The organism is Streptomyces cyaneofuscatus, from assembly GCF_000718135.1.
Taxonomy (GTDB): Bacteria; Actinomycetota; Actinomycetes; order Streptomycetales; family Streptomycetaceae; genus Streptomyces; species Streptomyces cyaneofuscatus.
The window spans coordinates 22,960-42,222 of the sequence record NZ_JOEM01000023.1; the positions used below are offsets into that span (position 1 = coordinate 22,960).

A 19,263-nucleotide genomic window follows, 5' to 3' on the forward strand; every position below is an offset into this window, starting at 1 on the left:
CTCAAGAGGCCTGCGAGCGGTCAGTCGATGCCGGGCAGGATGTGCGGCTCGGCGAGGTCGTCCTCGTAACCGGCCAGCCGGATCGGTGCGGACCGGGCCCACACCTCGATGTTCCGGAGCTTCTCGGGCCGTGCGGTCCGCTCCCCGTACCGTTCGGCGGGTCGCTTCTCGCGCATCGTCAGTTCTGGTGTCGTCACCGCGCACTCCTCTGTGTCGCGTCACCCGGGGCGGGGCCTGGGCTCCGGCTGCGGCGCCGGAGATCGACCGCCCCGGAGTGGGGCAGGGGCTTGAGATATGTCGGTCGCGGTGGCGCCGTGTCGGGGCGGGACGGCGGTCGGGTTGCAGACCTGTCCCGGGACGGTCGGGGAACCTTCGTGGGCTCCTCGATGGCGTCCGTTCGCCTCACAGTAACCAAATGAGCGGCTCCGCGCTCGATAGAACGTGTGCAGTGGGTCACTTTCGGCCACTTCGCACAGCGAAAACCCGGCCCAGGATCCATCCTGGGCCGGGTCTGAGGCCGCCGCACGGAAGGTGCGGCTCCGGTTGAGCCGGTCGGGTGACGCCGACACACGGGTCCACCCGTTCGCGGGGGCTACCAGTTCGCGGGGGCGTAGTCCTTGAGGAAGCAGCCGTAGAGCGCCTCGCCGCCCTCACCGCGCACGATCGGGTCGTAGACCCTGGCCGCGCCGTCGACGAGGTCCAGCGGGGCGTGGAAGCCCTCCTCGGCCAGCCGCATCTTGTCCGGGTGCGGCCGCTCGTCCGTGATCCAGCCGGTGTCCACGGCCGTCATCAGGATGTTGTCCTTCTCGAACATCTCCTGGGCGCTGGTGCGCGTGAGCATGTTGAGCGCGGCCTTGGCCATGTTGGTGTGCGGGTGGCCCGCGCCCTTGTAGCCCCGGCTGAAGACGCCCTCCATGGCGGAGACGTTGACGACGTACGCGTGCTGGGCGGCGGTGGCGGCCATCGCCGGGCGGAGCCGGCTGATCAGGATGAACGGCGCGGTGGAGTTGCAGAGCTGGACTTCGAGGAGCTCGATCGGTTCGACGTCCTCGACCGTCTGGACCCAGCTGTTGGTGTCGTGCAGGTCGGGGACGAGCCCGCCCGCGTCGATCGCGGTGCCCGCGGCGATCCGGGCCGGGGAGGCGGAGCCGGTGACCAGGGCGAGGTCGGTGACCTCCTGGGCGCTGAGGCTCTCCTTGCGGGCGGCGGGCAGGGCGGCCACCCGGTCGACCGTGCCGCTGCCGAAGGTGCCGATGACCTCGGCGGCGGGCAGCGCGCCCGCGGGCAGCGGAGCGGACTCGGCGTTGACGAGCTCGCTGTACGCCCCCGGGGAGCGGCGTACCGTCTGGGCCGCGTTGTTGATGAGGATGTCGAGCGGGCCCTCGGCGGCGACGGAGTCGGCCAGCGCGACGACCTGGGCCGGGTCGCGGAGGTCGATGCCGACGATCTTCAGCCGGTGGATCCACTCGTCGCTGTCCTCCATCGCCTTGAAGCGGCGGATGGCGTCGTTGGGGAAGCGGGTGGTGATGGTGGTGTGCGCCCCGTCGCGCAGCAGCCGCAGCGCGATGTACATGCCGATCTTCGCCCGGCCCCCGGTGAGGAGCGCCCGGCGCCCGGTGAGGTCGGTGCGGGCGTCGCGGCGGGCGCGGTTCTCCTTGGCGCAGGGCTGGCACAGCTGGTGGTAGAACGCGTCCACCTCGACGTACCGGGTCTTGCAGATGTAGCAGGAGCGGGGGCGCTGGAGTATGCCCGCGATCTCGGCCTGGGCGGAGGAGGACGGCAGGACGCCCTGCGTCTCGTCGTCGATGCGCTCGGCCGAGCCGGTCGCGGTCGCCTCGGTGACGGCCCGGTCGTGGGCGGTCTTGGCGGCCCGGCGCTCCTGGCGGCGGCGCTGCTTCACGGTGCGGTAGATCCCGGCGGTGGCCCGGCGGACGGCGATGGCGTCCGGGTGGTCGACCTCGATGCGGTCGAGCTCGTCGAGCACGCTCAGGCAGACGGCCAGCCGCTCCGGGTCGATGCCGGGACCGAACTCGTCGATTCCGGGAGCGAGCTCCGGGCTGTCCTCTGTCACCGTCATTGCCGTTCCTCTGTCATCTTCATCGCCGCGGGTCAGGGATCACCGCAGGCCGAAACACCCCGCTCAAGTTTGCCATGCGCGCGAGGCTGCTCCGTTCGGGCGGGCTGGGCGGGCGACGGCCCGGACAGGGACCCGAAAACAGGGGCCGGAAAACTTTCTCGAAAAGGCACGCATGACTTCGGAACGACCGGGAAGGCGACCGTCCGACACATTGGGTGACAGGGAGGGTGACACCATGACGGCGATGTCTGTGCGAGCCAGCGGAGCGACGGCGCCTCTGAGCGACGACCTGGCCGGCGCGCGGACCGACGTCGGCGCCGAGGAACTGCCCTGGGTCGAGGACGCCGGAAAGGTCGCTCCCAAGGACGCGCGAGCCCTGTCCAAGGTGTTCTTCGACCGCCTCCAGGTTCTGGAGGAGGGCACCCACGAGTACCAGTACGCCCGTAACACCCTGATCGAGATGAACCTCTCCCTGGTGCGCTTCGCGGCGTCCCGCTTCCGCAACCGGGGCGGCGACGACACCGAGGACATCATCCAGGTCGGCACGATCGGACTGATCAAGGCGATCGACCGCTTCGACCTCTCCCGAGAGGTCGAGTTCGCCACCTTCGCCGTCCCCTACATCGTGGGCGAGATCAAGCGGTTCTTCCGGGACACCACCTGGTCCGTGCACGTGCCGCGCCGCCTCCAGGAGTTGCGGGTCGACCTCGCCAAGGCGAAGGAGCAGCTCTCCGCGGAGCTGGACCGCGACCCCACGGTCAAGGAACTCGCCGCCCACCTCGACCTGCCCGAGGAGGAGATCATCGAGGGGCTCGTGGCCGCCAACGGCTACTCCGCCGGCTCCCTCGACACCCCCTCGGCGGACAGCGACTCCGGGCAGGAGCAGCGCGCGTACGCCGATGTGCTCGGCGAGGCGGACCCGGGCATGGAGACCGTCGAGAACCTGCACACCCTGGCGCCGCTGCTGGAGCAGCTGGACGACCGGGAGCGCCGGATCGTGCAGATGCGGTTCGGGGCCGAGATGACCCAGGCGCAGATCGGCGCGGAGCTGGGCGTCTCCCAGATGCACGTGTCGCGGCTGCTGACCCGGATCGTCAAGCAACTGCGCAAGGGAATGAGCGTCGAGGCGTGAGTCCGCTCACTTCCTGACCTGATCGGGGTCTCCCCCGGCACCCGCCGTTCGACCGGTCGGGCACCCTCCTGGGTGCCCGACCGCTTCCTGTCCGACCGACGGCCCGTGGCATCTGCCGGGGCCGCCGATCACATATGCTTCCCGACGATCGGCCGGATGGGCTGGCCGTTCGTGTGGGGGTGGAGGGGTTGGCCGAGTCACCCATGGGCATGTCTCTGAAACCTGTGGGCACCGCCGGCATCCCCTCCCAGCAGGAGATCACCGGCGACTCCTCCCTCAGTGCCCTCCCGTGGAACGTCGACGCCACCATCCTCCTGGTGGAGGACGACGCAGGCGACGCGCTGCTGGTCGAGGAGATGCTCACCGACAGCGAGCTGGACTCCGCCCTCACCTGGCGCAAGACGCTCGCCGAGGCCCGCGCCTTCCTGCGCACCTGTGCCACCCCCGTCTGCGTCCTTCTCGACCTGCACCTCCCGGACGTCCACGGTCTGGACGCCGTACGCCAGATCCTGGAGTCCGACAGCGAGGCCGCGATCGTCGTCCTCACCGGTCTCGACGAGTCGGGCACGGGGCTGCGCGCGGTCGCCGGAGGCGCCCAGGACTACCTGGTCAAGGGGCGGCTGGACCCCGAGATCCTGTCGCGGGCGATCCGCTACGCCCTCCAGCGCAAGGAAGTGGAACGGGCCGCGGCGGCGCTGAGGTCCAATCAGCTGATCGCCCAGGAGAACGCCCGGCTGGAGCGCGGGCTGCTGCCCGTCCCGCTGCTGCGGGACGACCGGTTCCAGGCGCGCGCCCGGTACGAGCCGGGGCGCGTCCACGGGCTGCTGAGCGGTGACTTCTACGACGTCGTGCAGACCGCCGACGGCGCGGTCCACGCGGTGATCGGTGATGTCTCGGGGCACGGTGCGGCGGAGGCCGCGCTGGGGGTCTGCCTCCGGGTGGCGTGGCGTACCGCCGTGCTGTGCGGGACCTCCCACCTGGAGCAGATCGAGCTGCTGGAGGAGATCCTGGTCGCCGAGCGCTCGGACTCGCACGTCTTCGCCACGATGACCTCCCTGACCTTCGCGCCCGACGGGCGGAGCGTGCAGATCGTCAGGGCGGGACACCCGGGGCTGCTGCTGCGCCGGGGCGAGGAGGTCCGCTGGGTGGAGCCGGAGGGCGGCATGGCGCTCGGGCTGCTCCCCGGGATGGGCCGGTGGCCCACGGTCGACCTGCCGCTGGTCCCCGGTGACGGTCTCGTACTCTTCACCGACGGACTCTTCGAAGGGCGCAACGGTCCGGACAGCCGCCTCGGTGAGGAAGGGCTGCTGGAGATGGCCCGGGCCTACGGGCCGTTGCCGGGCCGGAGATTCGTCGACGCGCTGGTGGCCGGAGCCGCCGAGGGAGCCGCCCCCTACGGCGGACTTGCGGATGATGTGGCCGTCCTGCATCTGGGCTGGGGATCGGAACTTTCATGAGCACGGAACAGTCCACACGACACGACACGGAGAAGGACCCGGCGCGCTCCGGCCTGGCCGCCCGGCTCTCGGTGCAGAACTGGGTGCACCTGATCCTCGGCGGCTTCATCGTGGTCGTCTGCGGCTGCCTGGTGGTCGGCGGGCTGGTGCTGGCCCGGATGTCGGACCACACCACCGATCTGGTCGACCGAATACAGCCCGCGCGGTCGGTCTCCTTCCAGTTGCAGAACGCCCTGCTGGACCAGGAGACCGGGGTCCGCGGTTTCGCCCTGACGGGCGACGACTCGTTCCTCGAACCGTACGAGGCGGGCAAGGCCGCCGAGCGGGACCGGCTGACCCAGGCCCGGCAGCTGGTCGGCGGGCAGAACCAGTTCGCCGAGGATCTCGACGCGATCGAGACCGCCGCACGGCAGTGGCGCGAGAACAAGGCCGAGCCGCTGCTGAAGATGGTCCGCGAACAGGGGCCGAGCGTGGACGGCGCCTCGGCGCAGCTCCAGAGCAGCAAGACGGACTTCGACGCGCTGCGGCGGGCCTACGGCGCCCAGCAGACCCACCTCTCCGAGGCCCGCGACACCGTACGGGCCGAGCTGAACGACGCCCGCACCACCCGCGACCAGGTGCTGTTCGCCCTGGTGGCCGTCTTCGTCCTGACCGTGGTGGCGCTCAGCGTGCTGCTCCACCGGGTGGTGGGCGTTCCGCTGAACCGGCTGCGCGCCGCCTCGGAGCGGGTACGGGAGGGCGCCTTCGCCCAGCGCATCGAGATCAAGGGGCCCTCCGACGTCCAGGCCGTGGCGAGCGCGGTGGAGGACATGCGGCGGCGGCTGGTCGACGAGCTGGACGGGGCGCAGGGCCGCGAGACCCTGCTCGCGGAGCAGACGGAGGAGCTGCGCCGTTCCAACTCCGAGCTGGAGCAGTTCGCGTACGTCGCCTCGCACGACCTCCAGGAGCCGCTGCGCAAGGTCGCCTCCTTCTGCCAGCTGCTGGAGAAGCGGTACGGCGAGGAGCTGGACGACCGGGGCAAGCAGTACATCGCCTTCGCGGTGGACGGTGCCAAGCGGATGCAGGTGCTCATCAACGATCTGCTGACCTTCTCGCGGGTGGGCCGGGTCCACGAGGGCCGGCAGCCGGTCGATCTGGACCGGGCCCTGGACCGTGCGCTGGGCAACCTGACGCTGGCCGTCGAGGAGTCCGGGGCCGTGATCGAGCGGCCGCGGGAGCTGCCCGAGCTGCTCGGTGACGGCACGGCGCTCACGATGGTCTGGCAGAACCTCATCGGCAACGCGGTCAAGTTCCGCCGGGAGGACGTGGAGTGCCGGATCACCGTCGACTGCGTACGCGAGGACGACGACTGGCACCTGAGCGTCTCGGACAACGGGATCGGGATCGCGCCCGAGTTCGCGGACAAGGTGTTCGTGATCTTCCAGCGGCTGCACGCGCGCGACGAGTACGAGGGAACGGGCATCGGTCTCGCGCTCTGCCGGAAGATCATCGAGTTCCACGGTGGCCGGATCTGGCTGGACGCCGAACCGGGCGAAGGCACCCGCATACACTTCACTCTGCCCGCGGCGCCCGAGGCGCCGGAGCACACCACGGCGGAGCTCCTCGCCCCCGCCCTGACCGTCAGCCAGCCGGGAGACCCTTCTTGAACAGCCCCGTACAGCCCATCGAGGTCCTCCTGGTCGAGGACGATCCCGGCGACGAGCTCATGACCCGTGAGGCGTTCGAGGACAACAAGATCCGCAACACCCTGCACGTCGTGCGCGACGGCCAGGAGGCGCTGGACTTCCTCTACCGGCGCGGCGAGTACCCCGACGCCCCCCGCCCCGACCTGGTGCTCCTCGACCTGAACCTGCCCAAGTACGACGGGCGGCAGGTCCTGGAACAGATCAAGGGTGACCCCGAGCTGTCGCTCATCCCCGTGGTCGTCCTCACCACCTCCTCGGCCGAGGAGGACATCCTGCGCAGCTACAAGCTGCACGCCAACGCGTACGTGACCAAGCCGGTGGATCTGGATCAGTTCATCGCGGCGGTACGCCAGATCGATGAATTCTTCGTGACCGTGGTGCGGCTGCCCGGACGTGCGTAGGATCGGTCCGGATCGCCTGGAGTGGGATCCTTCGACGCGGGTAGACGAATGGCGGAACAGGGTCTCCGACCTCACTGCGGCGCCTGGCTGGAGCACATGAACACAGAGGTCACCTCACCACCGGAAGACCCCGGCCAGGGTCTGCGGTCCACGGAGGTACTGCTGAGCGCCGAGGTCTTCGACGGCGAACCGGGATGCATCGCGCTCGCGCGCGCCCTGGCGGACCGTTTCCTCACCCGGCTCGCGGTGGAGTGCCTGGCGCCGATCGGCGAACACACCCGCAGCGATCTGATGCTGGCCGTGAGCGAGCTGGTCACCAACGCCGACCGCTACAGCCACGGCCCGTACCTCCTGGAGCTGGAGGGGAACGCCGAGGTCATGAGCGTCACGGTGTACGACAGCAGTACGGCGATGCCCGTGCTGTACGGCCCCGACCCCTCCCGGCTGGGCGGGCACGGCATGGAGATCGTCGTGGCCCTGTGCGACCGGCTCACGGCGGAGCGGGTGCCGGTCGGCAAGCGGATCCGCGCGGAGTTCCAGCTCTCCACCTGACCCGGACGCGGCGAAGCCCCCGGGGACGCGTGGCGCGTCCCCGGGGGCTTCGTGTTTCCCGGCCGCCGTGTCCCGGTCTCAGCTGCCGTCCTCGTCCTGGCGGCCGAACCAGTCCACGCAGACCACCAGCGCGTCGTCGAGTGTCTCCGTGACGCGGTATTCGGCCAGTTCGCCGAGGATCGCGCGCGGGACGGTGGCCGCCGGCAGCAACCGCGTCGACTGGATGGCCCGGGCCAGCGCCTTCTCGCCGTACCTCTCCCCCGCCGGGGACACCGTCTCGTAGACGCCGTCGCTGAGCAGCAGCAGCCGGTCGCCGGGCTCCACGTGGAACTCCTGGACCGTGTAGTGCGACTCCTCGAACATGCCGAGCGGGAGCTGGGCCTCCAGCTCCATGCGCCGGACCGTGCGGCCGCGCTGGATCCACAGCTGCGGCGATCCGGCGTCCACGACGCCGACCCGGCCGGTCGCCAGCTCGAAGCGGAGCAGCAGGGTGGAGACGTGGGAGGCCCCGCGGTGCTGGTCGTAGAGCGCCTGGTCGGCGAGGGCCGCCTGGTCGGCGATGCCGATGCCGGCCCGGCGGGCGTTGCGCAGGGCGTTCACCGCGAGGTTGGTGAGCAGCGAGGCCTGTATGCCCTCGCCCATGCCGTTGGTCACCGCGAGGGTCAGCTCGTCGGCGTCCGCCGCCCAGTCGAAGTTGTCGCCGTGGATGGAGTACGCCGGCTCCAGCTGGGCGCCGATGGCGAACTCGGCGGCGGTGCAGGCCCGGGCCGGCAGCAGCTGCCACTGCATCTCGGCGGCGAGAGTGAGCCGGGTGGTGCGCCGGGCGCGCTGGTAGACGTCGGTGTCCCGTTCGGCGACCAGGATCTCGTGGCCCAGCAGATCGGCCACATGGGTCAGCTCCCCCACCAGCTCCGGCACCGACCGCTCGGCGGGCAGCCGCACGGTGAGGATGCCGAGGCGTTCGCCGCGTACCGTCACCGGGAGGAAGTGGTCGACCGCGTCGCCGTGCCTGACCTGCTGTTCGCGGGGCTTCTGGCTGCCGAAGGCCCTCCCCTCCGGGCTGTTGTGCAGGGAGAGCGGTTCCTCCTCGCCGTCGGTCCCGTCCAGGCGCTTGAGGACCCTCAGACCGTAGTCGGCCAGATGCAGCTCCACCGCCAGAGCCCCGTAGGCCTCGGCCAGCAGGGTGCGCAGCGTCGACAGCAGCGCGTGCGGAGCGGCGGCCCTGACGGCCGTCTCGATGTCCGGTCTTCTGTTCACGGTCTCTCGTACATTCTTCGTCCTGCGACGTGGTAGGGGCTGGGTCCGGGCTGACAAGCGGGGCCGACGGATGACAGAGTGGATGAATGCCCCACTCCGCACGCCGCCCGCGCACCCGCGCAGAGGTGTCCGCCGACGCCTCCGCGGCCTCGGAGTTGCTGGAAGTGCTCTGGGGCCGCGGCCAGGAAGCGGCCGCTTCGGGCACCGTATCGCCCTCCCAGCTCCGGGCCCTGCTCGTGATCGAGAAGCAGGAGGGCACCAATCTGCGCTCGTTGGGCGAGGCGTTGGGCTCGCGCGCGCCGTCGGTCAGCCGTCTCTGCGACCGGATGGAGGCGATGGGGCTCGTACAGCGGACACCGAGCCCGACGAGCCGGCGCGAGGTGGTGCTGCGGCTGAGCCTGCGCGGCCGGACCCTTCTCGAAGAGTACCGGGCCCTGCGCGCCCGCGAGGTGAGCGCCGTGCTGGAACGTATGGAACCGGCCGCCGTGGCCGCGCTCGCGGAGGGCCTGGCGGCCTTCCACGCGGCGGCCTCGGACAGGCTCTCGCCGGAAACGGGTGCGACGGGCCCCCTGCTCCGCGATGATGTCGCCGACAGCGCCTAGCCTCATCCAGCTCCTGCTTCCGTTTCTCTCGGTGCGTCACCGCCGACGGCTGGTCCTTCAACCGTTGCGGATCAGATTGTTACCCAATGGAGAATGTTGTCAAATGGCAACTGTTCCTTCTATCGTTACCCTCGTACCCCGCCGTGAGCAGGGACGGAACAGGCCGACCCGTCCGGCACACCGGCGTCCTTCGTCCGCCCGAACCGCCCGAGGTGCCTTCCGTGCAACCACCGCCCAGCGAAGACAGAGCCGTCAGAATCATCTCCCGTCAGGAACGGGGTGCTCTGGTCCTCACCGTGTCGGGTGACCTCGATATCGACAGCGTCCCGCCGCTCGGCCGGGCACTCGAAACGGCGGCCGAAGAGGGTTCCGGACCCGTCGTCGTCGACCTCTCGGGTGTGGGCTTCGCGGACTCCACCACGGTCAACGTGCTCCTCCAGGGGCAGACCGCGCTCGGCGGCCGGCTGCGGCTCGCCGCGCCCTCCCCGTTCGTGCGGCGGCTGATCGGGATGATCGGGCTCGACAGTGCGATCCCCGTGCTGCAGGACGTCGACGAGGCCATAGACGCGGCCCTGCCCTCCTGACACCACCGGCGCGGTGGGCCGACGGGGCGCGGTCGTTCGGAGCGGCCCCGCCGCGCGACTACCGGGCCGCCCCGGACGGACCCGGCGCACGGTCGAAGACGCAGTCGCCGCAGAGCCCGCCGCCCGGACAACGCCAGTACAGACAGCAGCTCCGCCGCCGGAACGCCGGACCGTGCGGGGAGCCGGTGGAACGCAGGTCGGGGTGGTCGAACAGCTCGGCCGCCAGCGCCCGGGCCCGCTGCGCCACGTCCGGGCGGTCCTGCCCGCGCGCCCAGGTGACCAGCTCGCGCACGGCCCCGGCGAGCGCGGACCCGGCGTTGCCCCACAGCAGCTGCGGGGAGATGTTCCCGTCGCGCCGGACGGCCTCGGCCAGCGGCACGAGATGCCCGTACTGGACCTGCTCGCGGATGCGGTCGGCCGTGCCGGGCAGCTCCTCGGGGTCCGCGAGCCACAGGTCGTCCGGCGAGGTGCGCTGCGGGTCCCAGTGCAGGGTGTCCGGTACGAGGGCGGGGATGCGGCCGAAGAGCGCGGCCGGGCCCAGTGCGATGGACCAGAGCCGGGCGGCGAGGCCGAGATGGGCGATGGAGGCGGCGACCCGGCGTTCGGGGGCGCCCAGCCGCGCCGCGACCTTGTCGACCCGTGCCGTCAGGGGCGCCGTCCCGCCCGCGTACAGCTCCGCCAGCGGCCGGTGGGAGCCGCCCGTGACCGGCGCGGTCCGCAGCGCGAAGAAGCCGCCCACCGAGGCCGTCCGCTCCAGGTCCATGCCCCGCTCCTCACTCGCCACGATCCCCGGGTCGGCGCCGGAGCTCGGCCCGCGTCCGGCGACGCCGTGTGCCGTCCGCGCAGCTCACCGTATCCGCCGGTGCACAACTTCTGACGGCCGGGCCCGGCAGGACTACCGTCGAGGGGAGGACCTCGGTCCTCCGCCCGTACTACTGGGGCAGTACGCGGAAGTGACGTCTCAAGGACGACGACGTGGCGCCCCGGACAGGACATCGTGGTGTACATGAGCTCCCTCGCGCTGTCTGTGCTGCTGTCACTGGTCTCCGCGGTCGCCTACGCGGCCGGGGCGATCGTCCAGGAGCGGGTGGCCGCGCGGGGCGGCAACTCCCCGCACGCCCTGGTGCGCAACACGGTCTGGTGGATGGCGGTGCTGCTCAACGGGGTTGGCGCGGTCCTGCACGTGGTGGCCCTCGCCTACGGGCCCCTCAGCCTGGTCCAGCCGCTCGGCGCGCTCACCATCGTCTTCGCCCTGCCGATGGCGGCCCTCTTCGTCGGCCGCAGGGCCGGGGCGCGGGCCTGGCGCGGTGCGCTCATGGCGACGGCCGGTCTCGTGGGGCTGCTGGCCCTCACGGGCGACGCCGAGCCGCACACCCTGGGCGGGCCCGAGCAGCTGGCACTGGCCACGGTGACCTTCGGGACGGTGGGCGCGCTCATGCTGCTCGCCCGGACGCTGCACCGGCCGGTGCTGCGGAGCGCGGTGCTGGCCACGGCGGCCGGTGGGGCGTTCGGTATGGCCTCGGTCTTCACCAAGACCGTGGCCGTGGAGTGGACGTCCGGCTCGGTGCGCTCGGGGCTCCCGACGCTGCTGGTGATCGCCGGGCTCGCGGCGGCGGGCCTGCTGCTCTCCCAGGCCGCCTACCGGGGTGCGGGGCTCGCCGCCCCGCTGGCGACGGTGACGGTGGTCAACCCCGTGGTGGCCGCCGCGATCGGGATCACGCTGTTCGGCGAGCACTTCCGCCAGGGCGCCGCGGGCACGGTCCTCGCGCTCTTCTGCGGGGCGCTGGCGGCGGGCGGCCTGGTCCTGCTGACGAAGGAGCGGCTGAGCGCGGAGCAGGCCGGGCAGGGGCGCCTGAGGCCGCACGGCGCTCAGGGCGCGGAGCAGGAAGGCAGCGGTGCGCAGGGCGCGAAGGCGTGGCCCGAGGAGGCGCCGCCCGCCGTCGGGTCGACGTACGTTCCGCCGCGGCCGCTGCGGCCCGGCGGTGCGGTTCCGCGGGTGGAGTTCGGTGGTCCGCGCCGGGCGGGGCACGACCGGCGCGGTGAACCGGCCGCCGCCCCGCGCTCGGAGCGGACGGTTCAGACGCTGACGCCGCCCGCCCTGAGGTAGGCCAGCGGGTCGATGTCCGACCCGTAGCCGGGGCCCAGGCGGACCTCGAAGTGCAGGTGCGGGCCGGTGCTGTTGCCGGTGGAGCCGGAGCGGGCGATCCGCTGCCCTCCGGAGACCGACTGCCCCTCCCGCACATGGAGGGCGGAGAGGTGGGCGTACTGGCTGTACCTGCCGTCCTCGTGGCGGATGACCACCTCGTAGCCGTACGCACCCGCCCAGCCGGAGGAGACGACCCGGCCCGGGGCCACGGCCTTCACCGAGGTCCCGGTGGGGACGGGGAAGTCGACGCCCGTGTGATAGCCGCTCGACCAGGAGCCGGCCTGGCGGTAGGCGGTTCCGGTGGAGGCGGCGACGGGGGCGCTCATGCCGGAGCGCTTCACGGCGCGTTCCGCCGGCGCCTGCTTCTGCGGCTTGGGCGCGGCCTGCCTCTGCGCGGCCTTCTTCCGCTCGGCCCGCTTCTGCTCCGCCCGCTCCTGCTCCGCCCGCTCCTGCTCGGCCTTCTGCTGCTCGGCCCGCTTCTCTTCGGCCCGCTTCCGTTCGGCTTTGCGCTGCTCGGCCTTCTTCGCCTCGTCGGCCCGGGACCCTGCCGCCTGCTGCTCCGAAGACCTGGGCTGGGGCGCCGCCTGCCGCTTCTGCGGCTCGGGCGGCGGGGCGGGCTTGCGGGCGCTCGCCCCGTCCCCGCCGCGCGGGATGAGGCTCAGCCGCTGGCCGGGGAAGATCAGGTCGGGGTCGTCGCCGACAACCGTGCGGTTGGCCGCGTAGAGCTTCTGCCAGCCGCCGCTGACCCGCTGGGCGTCGGCGATGCCGGAGAGCGAGTCGCCGCTCGCGACGGTGTACGCGTCGCGCTTGCCCGGTACGTGCGTCGGTGTCGCCGCGGCGGGTGTCGTCCTCGGCTTCCGGGGCGGGGCGCTCTGCGGCGCCGCGGCCTGGACGGGCCGGGTGCCCGCGCTCTGCGGGGTGGTGTCGGGGGCGTCCCCGCCCCGGGTGAGCCCTGCCTTCACGGAGCAGGCCGGCCAGGCTCCGGGCCCCTGGCCGTCGAGCACCCGCTCGGCGATGTCGATCTGCTGGTCCCGGGTGGCGAGGTCGGCGCGCGGCGCGTACCGCGTACCGCCGAAGGCCGCCCAGGTCGGACCGCTGAACTGCAGCCCGCCGTAGTAGCCGTTGCCCGTGTTGATGGCCCAGTTGCCGCTCGACTCACAGGCGGCGACCTTCTCCCAGACCTCCCCCGAGGCGGCTCCCGCCGAGGTGGCGGTGATGAGCGGGAGTGCTAGGCCCGCACCGCCCGCGGTGACCGTGAGCGAGGCACGGTTGATCCGGCTGGGCTGGTATCTGCGGTGCCGACCGTTTGCGGCCATGACTGAGCTCCCCCACTGGCGTTGGGACACGTCGCAAGCGGCAAACGTAGGGCGGCGCGAAGACTGATCACAAGGGAAACGAGATAGTCGGCCGCCATGGCCGGGTCTGTGGCCGGATTCCGCCCCTGGGCCCAACAGGGCGCCCCCGCCCGCTCCTTGTACAAGGGGGCGGAAAGCCTGGACAGTTGCGATGGAGAGCGCTCTCCGCAGGTGCTATAAAGGCGCTCATGACGGATGATCTGCGGTCGGCCGGAGCACCAACCCTGGAGGACGTGGCGCGGGCTGCCGGTGTCTCGCGCGCCACCGTCTCCCGGGTCATCAACGGTGTGCGCAATGTCGATCCGGCGATCCAGGAGGTCGTACGGCAGGCGGTCTCCGTCACGGGCTACGCGCCGAACCGGGCGGCCCGCTCCCTGGTCACCCGGCGGGCGGACGCCGTGGCGCTGGTGGTGTCGGGGGCGGGCGTCGAGTCGGGACCGGGCCCGGAGGGCTCCGGCTCACGGGCGGCCGGGGACGACGGCTCCTTCACCGCGCAGGTCTTCGCCGACCCGTTCTTCGGCCGGGTGGTCACCGGGGTGGTCAACTACCTGAGGCCGCGCGGGATGCATCCGGTGCTGATGTTCGCGGAGACCTCGCGGGCCCGCGACGAGGTGGTGGCGTATCTGCGGCAGGGCAGCGCGGACGGGGCGCTCATCGTCTCCACGCACGCCGAGGACCCGTTGCCCGGCCTGCTCGCGAAGGCGGGGCTCGCGGCGGTCCTCTACGCGCGCCCCGCCCGGCCCGTCCCCATCAGCTACGTCGACCTCGCCCACCAGGACGGCGCCCGGCTGGCGGCCGAGCACCTGCTGGCCAGGGACTGCCGCCGGATCGCGACGATCAGCGGCCCGCTGGACGTGCCGGCGGGCCAGGCCCGGCTGGCCGGCTTCCGGGACACCATGGCGCGGCACGGGCACCCGTACACCCCCATCGCGGAGGGCCAGTTCACCCAGGAGAGCGGTGAGGCGGCGATGGAGCGGCTGCTCGCGGAGCATCCGGATCTGGACGGGGTCTTCGCCGCCAACGACCTGATGGCGATGGGCGCCTGCCATGTCCTGCGGGAGCACGGCCGCCGGGTGCCCGAGGACGTGGCGGTGGTCGGCTTCGACGACAGCAGCGCCGCGCTGGCGTGCCGACCGCCGCTGACCACGGTCCGCCAGCCGGTGGAGGAGATGGCCGCCGAGATGACCCGCCTGCTCCTGGACCGGATGGCCCGCCCGGCTGCCCCCGCCACCTCGGTCATCTTCGAACCGGAGCTGGTGGTGCGGGGGTCGGCGTAGCGGCTTCGCCCGCTCCCCGTCGTCAACCCGTCGTCGTACGGCTCCGGTTGCGCACGGTCTCCGTCGCCGTGCGCGGTGGTGTGCCGGTGCCGTCCGGCCGGGCGCCGGGGGCCGGGCGGCTGCCGCCGCGGGTCAGGAAGTCGGCCAGCGGGAGCGTGGCGGCGCCGACGGTGACCGCGTCCGGGCCGAGCCGGCCCATCTCGATGGTGGTGCGGGCCGCCGCGTGGCGCAGGGCGTACTCGTTCGCGTACCGGCGGATGTCGGGGAGCAGGTGGGGGCCCAGGAGCAGACCCGCCCAGCCGCCGAGCAGGATGCGTTCGGGCAGGAAGAGGTTGACCAGGTCCGCGAGGGCCGCGCCCAGGCATTCGGCGGTCTCGTCGAGGAGGGAGAGGGCGACCTGGTCCGGGGCGGGCCCGCCCGGCGGGGGGTAGGCGGCGGCGAGGAGTGCGGCGAGGGCCGTCTCGTCGTCGGCGTCCTCCGGGAGCGGGCCGCCCGCCTCGCGCCAGCGCTCGCGCAGCGCCTCCGCGCCGGCGTACGCCTCCAGGCAGCCGATGGAGCCGCAGCGGCACCGGCGGCCGCGCAGCTGGATGGTGGTGTGGCCCCATTCGAGGGCGAGGCTCGTGCGATCCTCGGCGAGGATGTCGCCGTGGTCGACGCAGGCGCCCACCCCGGAGCCGATGAGCGCGATGGCGGCGGCGCCCGCGCCCCGCCCGCCGCCGAACCACATCTCGGCCCGGCCGAGCGTCTTGGCGCCGTTGTCGATGAAGAGGGGCACCTCGGGCGGTACGTCGACGGCCTCGCGGAGCAGTTGCTCGAAGGGGACCGCCTGCCAGCCGATGGTCTGGCCGTGGACGACGGCGGTGCGCCTGCCGTCGGGGCCTTCCGGGCCTTCGCGTTCGATGATGCCGGGGACCCCGACGCCGATGCCGAGCAGCCGGTGCGGGTCGGCTCCCGCGTCGCGCAGGACGTCGGCGACGCCCGTACGGACATGGGCGACGATGCGCTCGACGTCGTACCCGTGCTGGGCCAGCAGCCTTTCGGTGCGGGCCAGTTCGGTGAGGGAGAGGTCGAAGAGCTCGACGCGCACCCGGGTCTCCCCGATGTCGATGCCGACCAGCAGCCCGCCGTCCGGGGCGACCTTCAGCAGCGTACGGGGGCGACCGCCGTCGGAGTCGACGATGCCGGCCTCCTGGAGCAGGCCCTCGGCGGCCAGTTCGGCGACGACGTTGCTGATGGAGCCCGAACTCAGCCCGGTGGCCGGTCCGAGCTCCTGGCGGCTCAGCGGACCGTCGAAATACAACCGTTGCAATACCCTCGCCCGGTTGCCCCGCCGCAGGTCACGCACGGTTCGTCTGTTGCGCTCGGCCATGGTGCTCCTTCCCGTCCAGGAACATACCTGGTCCCAGACCTTGACGCGAACTTCTCTCACCTCTTAAATCACGGCATAAATTAAGTCATGGAGGCCGTTCGGTCCGCCGAACGCAGCCATCCCCGGAAAGGGGCCACCTCACATGCGTCACCTCAGAGCCGCAAGCGCCATCACCCTCGCGATCGCCATCACCGTCGCCGCCACCGGCTGCGGCGGCGGAACGGGCGACACGGGGAGCAACGAGTCCCCGAAGACCCTCACGTACTGGGCGTCCAACCAGGGCCCGAGCATCGAGGCCGACAAGGAGATCCTCACTCCCGAGCTGAAGAAGTTCGAGAAGGAGACCGGGATCAAGGTGAAGCTGGAGGTCGTGCCGTGGGCCGACCTGCTGAACCGGATCCTCGCCGCCACCGCGTCCGGTCAGGGACCGGACGTGCTGAACATCGGCAACACCTGGTCGGCCTCGCTCCAGGCGACCGGCGCGCTCCTGCCGTGGGACGAGAAGAACTTCGAGGCGATCGGCGGCCGGGACCGCTTCGTCGACTCGGCGGTCGCCTCGGCCGGCAAGGAGGGCGAGCCGCCCGCCGCCGTCCCGCTGTACTCGCTGGCGTACGCCCTCTACTACAACAAGAAGATGTTCGCCGAGGCGGGCGTCGACGGCCCTCCGGCCACCTGGGACGACCTCGTCGCGACGGGTAAGAAGATATCCAAGGGCGGCAAGTGGGGGCTGGGCGCCGAGGGCGGCAACCTCTCCAACAACATCCACCAGACCTTCGTCCTGGGCCAGCAGCACGGCGCCGACTTCTTCGACAAGGACGGCAAGGCGACCTTCACCTCGGACGGTGCCGTCGCCGCCGTGAAGCAGTACATCGACTTCATGGCCAAGGACAAGATCATCGCTCCGGGCAACGCGGAGTACGCCCAGAACCAGTCGCTCACCGACTTCGCCAAGGGCAAGACCGCGATGGTGCTGTGGCAGGCGGCCGCCTCCACCTTCGCCGCCCAGGGCATGAAGCCCGAGGACTGGGGCGCGGCCCCGGTGCCGGTCCCCTCGGGCACGGGCAAGCAGGTCAACTCCATGGTCGCCGGCATCAACATCGCGGTGTTCAAGAACACCAAGAACATCGACGGCGCCAAGAAGTTCGTGAAGTTCATGACCAGCGACGAGGAGCAGAAGCACCTCAACAAGACCTACGGGTCGATCCCGCCGGTCAAGGAGGCCCAGGCCGACGCGGCCTTCGGCGCCCCCGACCTCAAGGTCCTGCGCGACACCCTCTCCACCAGCGCCGCCCCGCTCCCCCAGGTCCCGAACGAGTCGCAGTTCGAGACGGCCGTGGGCACCGCGGTCAAGGAGCTGTGGGCGGACGCCGCCGCCGGACGTCCGGTGACGGAGGCGTCCGTCAAGGCACGCCTCGAAAAGGCCCAGCAGTCGATGCAGCAGTGAGGCCCTGATCCATGACCGCCACCGTCACCAACCCCGAGGTCGACAAGTCGGCCACCGGGGGTACGAGCCGGGGCACCGGGGGTGCGCGCAGGAGACTGCCGCGCATCCCCGACCGGATCCGCCAAGGCGGACTGCCCTATCTCCTGCTCCTGCCCGCCGTGCTGCTGGAACTCCTCATCCACATCGTTCCGATGGTCATCGGGATCGTGATGAGCTTCCGTCAGCTCACACAGTTCTTCATCAACAACTGGGGTGCGGCGCCCTGGATCGGCCTCGACAACTACAGGATCGCCGTCGACTTCGACGCGCCGATCGGTGAGGCCCTGCTCCACTCGTTCTTCGTGACCTGCGTCTTCACGTTCTTCTCGGTCGGGTTGGCCTGGCTGCTGGGGACGGCGGCGGCGATCCTGCTCCAGGAGAGCTTCCGGGGCCGGGGCATCCTGCGGGCGATCTTCCTGGTCCCGTACGCCCTGCCGGTCTACGCCGCCGTCATCACCTGGGCGTTCATGTTCCAGCGGGACAACGGCCTGATCAACCACGTGCTGCACGACCAGCTCGGGATCACCGATGAGCCCTCCTTCTGGCTGATCGGCGACAACAGCATCTACACGCTGATCATCGTGTCGGTGTGGAAGGGCTGGCCGTTCGCCTTCCTCATGCTGATGGCGGGCCTGCAGAACATCCCGCGTGAGCTGTACGAGGCCGCCTCGATCGACGGCGCCGGCATCTGGCAGCAGATCCGCAAGATCACCCTGCCGTCGCTGCGCCCGGTCAACCAGGTGCTGGTCCTCGTGCTCTTCCTCTGGACGTTCAACGACTTCAACACGCCGTACGTCCTGTTCGGGAAGTCGGCGCCGGAGAGCGCGGACCTCATCTCGATCCACATCTACCAGTCCTCGTTCGTCACCTGGAACTTCGGCACCGGCTCGGCGATGTCCGTCCTGCTGCTGCTCTTCCTGCTGCTCGTGACGGCCGTCTACCTGATCCTCACCTCGCGCGGAAGGAAGGGCGCCGATGTCTAGCCTCACGCGGACTCCGGGCGCCTCCCGGTCCCGGCGGCGCTCCCCCATGGCGGCGCCGCAGTCCTTCCTGTGGACCCGCCGGATCGTCCTCACACTGCTGGCCGGCTTCGTCCTGCTGCCCGTCTACGTGATGGTCAGCAGCTCGCTGAAGCCGCTCCAGGACGTGTCGGGGAAGTTCCAGTGGATCCCCTCCACGCTGACGGTCCAGCCGTACTTCGACATCTGGGAGACCGTTCCGCTCGCGAAGTATTTCGTCAACTCGCTGATCGTGGCGGGTTCGGCGACGGTGCTGTCGGTGACGATCGCGGTGTTCTCCGCCTATGCGGTGAGCCGCTACAAGTTCCGGGGCAAGCGGGTCTTCACCGTCACGGTGCTCTCCACACAGATGTTCCCGGGCATCCTCTTCCTGCTGCCGCTATTCCTCATCTTCGTCAACATCGGCAGCTCCACCGGCGTCGCCCTCTACGGTTCACGCGGCGGCCTGATACTCACCTATCTGACGTTCTCGCTGCCGTTCTCCATATGGATGCTGATCGGGTACTTCGACTCCATCCCGAAGGATCTCGACGAGGCCGCCCTGGTGGACGGCTGCGGACCGGTCGGCGCCCTCTTCCGGGTCGTCGTGCCGGCCGCCGTGCCGGGCATCGTCGCCGTCTCCGTCTACTCGTTCATGACGGCCTGGGGCGAAGTCCTCTTCGCCTCCGTGATGACGAACGACGCGACCCGCACCCTCTCCGTCGGCCTCCAGGGGTACGCGACGCAGAACGACGTGTACTGGAACCAGGTCATGGCCGCCTCGCTCGTGGTGAGCGTGCCGATCGTCGCCGGGTTCCTCCTCCTCCAGCGCTACCTGGTCGCCGGACTCACCGCGGGAGCCGTCAAGTGACCTCCGCAGAAAGGCAG

At 71.2% G+C, this 19,263-nt stretch carries 18 protein-coding genes; 12 read left to right on the forward strand and 6 right to left on the reverse strand.

The genetic code is table 11. The features are described from left to right. Positions 1-20 precede the first annotated feature (20 nt). Positions 21-197 carry a hypothetical protein gene (locus IF17_RS1000000139075; protein WP_015612873.1) on the reverse strand — a complete coding sequence of 59 codons (177 nt, stop codon included), beginning with the start codon at positions 195-197 and terminating at the stop codon, positions 21-23. A gap of 395 nt (positions 198-592) precedes the next feature. After that, the gene (locus IF17_RS0130330; protein ID WP_030572753.1) at positions 593-2,077 is read right to left on the reverse strand and encodes an SDR family NAD(P)-dependent oxidoreductase; all 1,485 of its coding nucleotides are present in this window, start codon (positions 2,075-2,077) and stop codon (positions 593-595) included. 235 nt (positions 2,078-2,312) lie between these two features. On the opposite strand from IF17_RS0130330, the gene IF17_RS0130335 reads away from it, so the two are divergent. The 5 genes from IF17_RS0130335 (at position 2,313) to IF17_RS0130355 (ending at position 7,304) form a co-directional block, all read left to right on the forward strand. Then, positions 2,313-3,209: an RNA polymerase sigma factor SigF gene (locus IF17_RS0130335; RefSeq protein ID WP_030572755.1), complete on the forward strand. Its 897-nt coding sequence runs from the start codon at positions 2,313-2,315 to the stop codon at positions 3,207-3,209. A 203-nt stretch (positions 3,210-3,412) separates the two neighbouring features. Beyond that, positions 3,413-4,666: a PP2C family protein-serine/threonine phosphatase gene (locus tag IF17_RS0130340; RefSeq protein ID WP_203611215.1), complete on the forward strand. Its 1,254-nt coding sequence runs from the start codon at positions 3,413-3,415 to the stop codon at positions 4,664-4,666. After that, complete coding sequence (locus IF17_RS0130345) at positions 4,663-6,312, forward strand: sensor histidine kinase (RefSeq protein WP_030572759.1); 1,650 nt, start codon at positions 4,663-4,665, stop codon at positions 6,310-6,312. The genes IF17_RS0130340 and IF17_RS0130345 overlap by 4 nt, the downstream gene beginning before the upstream one ends. Further along, a complete protein-coding gene (locus IF17_RS0130350) occupies positions 6,309-6,752 on the forward strand; it encodes a response regulator (protein ID WP_030572762.1) in 444 nt (147 codons plus the stop codon). Before IF17_RS0130345 ends, IF17_RS0130350 begins: the two co-directional genes overlap by 4 nt. Positions 6,753-6,848: 96 nt before the next feature. Beyond that, positions 6,849-7,304, forward strand: coding sequence for an ATP-binding protein (locus tag IF17_RS0130355; protein ID WP_030572765.1), 456 nt, complete (start codon positions 6,849-6,851; stop codon positions 7,302-7,304). 78 nt (positions 7,305-7,382) lie between these two features. Here the strand turns inward: IF17_RS0130355 and IF17_RS0130360 are convergent, their stop codons facing one another. After that, positions 7,383-8,561, reverse strand: a complete 1,179-nt coding sequence (locus IF17_RS0130360; protein WP_030572768.1) for a PP2C family protein-serine/threonine phosphatase — start codon at positions 8,559-8,561, stop codon at positions 7,383-7,385. Positions 8,562-8,647: 86 nt separating this feature from the next. On the opposite strand from IF17_RS0130360, the gene IF17_RS0130365 reads away from it, so the two are divergent. Further along, positions 8,648-9,163 (forward strand): MarR family winged helix-turn-helix transcriptional regulator, encoded by a 516-nt coding sequence (locus IF17_RS0130365; protein ID WP_030572771.1) that lies wholly within the window; start codon positions 8,648-8,650, stop codon positions 9,161-9,163. Between the two features lie 212 nt (positions 9,164-9,375). Then, on the forward strand, positions 9,376-9,747 hold the full coding sequence (locus IF17_RS0130370) for an STAS domain-containing protein (protein WP_373036921.1): 372 nt from the start codon (positions 9,376-9,378) through the stop codon (positions 9,745-9,747). A gap of 58 nt (positions 9,748-9,805) precedes the next feature. Here the strand turns inward: IF17_RS0130370 and IF17_RS0130375 are convergent, their stop codons facing one another. Then, positions 9,806-10,510 (reverse strand): (2Fe-2S)-binding protein, encoded by a 705-nt coding sequence (locus tag IF17_RS0130375; RefSeq protein ID WP_030572776.1) that lies wholly within the window; start codon positions 10,508-10,510, stop codon positions 9,806-9,808. A 243-nt stretch (positions 10,511-10,753) separates the two neighbouring features. On the opposite strand from IF17_RS0130375, the gene IF17_RS0130380 reads away from it, so the two are divergent. Continuing rightward, complete coding sequence (locus IF17_RS0130380) at positions 10,754-11,854, forward strand: DMT family transporter (protein WP_030572781.1); 1,101 nt, start codon at positions 10,754-10,756, stop codon at positions 11,852-11,854. Here the strand turns inward: IF17_RS0130380 and IF17_RS0130385 are convergent. Continuing rightward, the gene (locus IF17_RS0130385; RefSeq protein WP_030572783.1) at positions 11,824-13,209 is read right to left on the reverse strand and encodes a transglycosylase family protein; all 1,386 of its coding nucleotides are present in this window, start codon (positions 13,207-13,209) and stop codon (positions 11,824-11,826) included. The genes IF17_RS0130380 and IF17_RS0130385 overlap by 31 nt on opposite strands. Before the next feature lie 227 nt (positions 13,210-13,436). Between IF17_RS0130385 and IF17_RS0130390 the strand changes: the two genes are divergently transcribed. After that, entirely contained in the window at positions 13,437-14,525 is a 1,089-nt protein-coding gene (locus IF17_RS0130390) for a LacI family DNA-binding transcriptional regulator (protein ID WP_030572785.1), read from the forward strand. 22 nt (positions 14,526-14,547) lie between these two features. Here the strand turns inward: IF17_RS0130390 and IF17_RS0130395 are convergent, their stop codons facing one another. Next, positions 14,548-15,894 (reverse strand): ROK family transcriptional regulator, encoded by a 1,347-nt coding sequence (locus IF17_RS0130395; protein WP_078616090.1) that lies wholly within the window; start codon positions 15,892-15,894, stop codon positions 14,548-14,550. A 142-nt stretch (positions 15,895-16,036) separates the two neighbouring features. Here IF17_RS0130395 and IF17_RS0130400 point away from each other — a divergent pair, with 142 nt between their 5' ends. Genes IF17_RS0130400 through IF17_RS0130410 form a run of 3 tightly spaced genes read left to right on the forward strand, consistent with a single transcriptional unit; the run spans position 16,037 to position 19,246 of the window. Then, positions 16,037-17,338 carry an ABC transporter substrate-binding protein gene (locus IF17_RS0130400; protein WP_030572790.1) on the forward strand — a complete coding sequence of 434 codons (1,302 nt, stop codon included), beginning with the start codon at positions 16,037-16,039 and terminating at the stop codon, positions 17,336-17,338. A gap of 11 nt (positions 17,339-17,349) precedes the next feature. Further along, the gene (locus IF17_RS0130405) at positions 17,350-18,360 is read left to right on the forward strand and encodes a carbohydrate ABC transporter permease (RefSeq protein ID WP_030572793.1); all 1,011 of its coding nucleotides are present in this window, start codon (positions 17,350-17,352) and stop codon (positions 18,358-18,360) included. Beyond that, complete coding sequence (locus tag IF17_RS0130410; RefSeq protein ID WP_076966434.1) at positions 18,353-19,246, forward strand: carbohydrate ABC transporter permease; 894 nt, start codon at positions 18,353-18,355, stop codon at positions 19,244-19,246. Before IF17_RS0130405 ends, IF17_RS0130410 begins: the two co-directional genes overlap by 8 nt. The last annotated feature ends 17 nt before the right edge of the window (positions 19,247-19,263 follow it).

Bases quoted from the DNA above. Each gene is read 5' to 3' on its own strand.
- IF17_RS0130380 (WP_030572781.1), top strand. From the start codon at position 10,754: ATGAGCTCCCTCGCGCTGTCTGTGCTGCTGTCACTGGTCTCCGCGGTC.
- IF17_RS0130400 (WP_030572790.1), top strand. From the start codon at position 16,037: ATGCGTCACCTCAGAGCCGCAAGCGCCATCACCCTCGCGATCGCCATC.
- IF17_RS0130330 (WP_030572753.1), bottom strand. From the start codon at position 2,077: ATGACGGTGACAGAGGACAGCCCGGAGCTCGCTCCCGGAATCGACGAG.
- IF17_RS0130385 (WP_030572783.1), bottom strand. From the start codon at position 13,209: ATGGCCGCAAACGGTCGGCACCGCAGATACCAGCCCAGCCGGATCAAC.
- IF17_RS0130410 (WP_076966434.1), top strand. From the start codon at position 18,353: ATGTCTAGCCTCACGCGGACTCCGGGCGCCTCCCGGTCCCGGCGGCGC.
- IF17_RS0130345 (WP_030572759.1), top strand. From the start codon at position 4,663: ATGAGCACGGAACAGTCCACACGACACGACACGGAGAAGGACCCGGCG.
- IF17_RS0130355 (WP_030572765.1), top strand. From the start codon at position 6,849: ATGAACACAGAGGTCACCTCACCACCGGAAGACCCCGGCCAGGGTCTG.
- IF17_RS0130340 (WP_203611215.1), top strand. From the start codon at position 3,413: ATGGGCATGTCTCTGAAACCTGTGGGCACCGCCGGCATCCCCTCCCAG.
- IF17_RS0130375 (WP_030572776.1), bottom strand. From the start codon at position 10,510: ATGGACCTGGAGCGGACGGCCTCGGTGGGCGGCTTCTTCGCGCTGCGG.
- IF17_RS0130405 (WP_030572793.1), top strand. From the start codon at position 17,350: ATGACCGCCACCGTCACCAACCCCGAGGTCGACAAGTCGGCCACCGGG.
- IF17_RS0130365 (WP_030572771.1), top strand. From the start codon at position 8,648: ATGCCCCACTCCGCACGCCGCCCGCGCACCCGCGCAGAGGTGTCCGCC.
- IF17_RS0130335 (WP_030572755.1), top strand. From the start codon at position 2,313: ATGACGGCGATGTCTGTGCGAGCCAGCGGAGCGACGGCGCCTCTGAGC.
- IF17_RS0130390 (WP_030572785.1), top strand. From the start codon at position 13,437: ATGACGGATGATCTGCGGTCGGCCGGAGCACCAACCCTGGAGGACGTG.
- IF17_RS0130395 (WP_078616090.1), bottom strand. From the start codon at position 15,894: ATGGCCGAGCGCAACAGACGAACCGTGCGTGACCTGCGGCGGGGCAAC.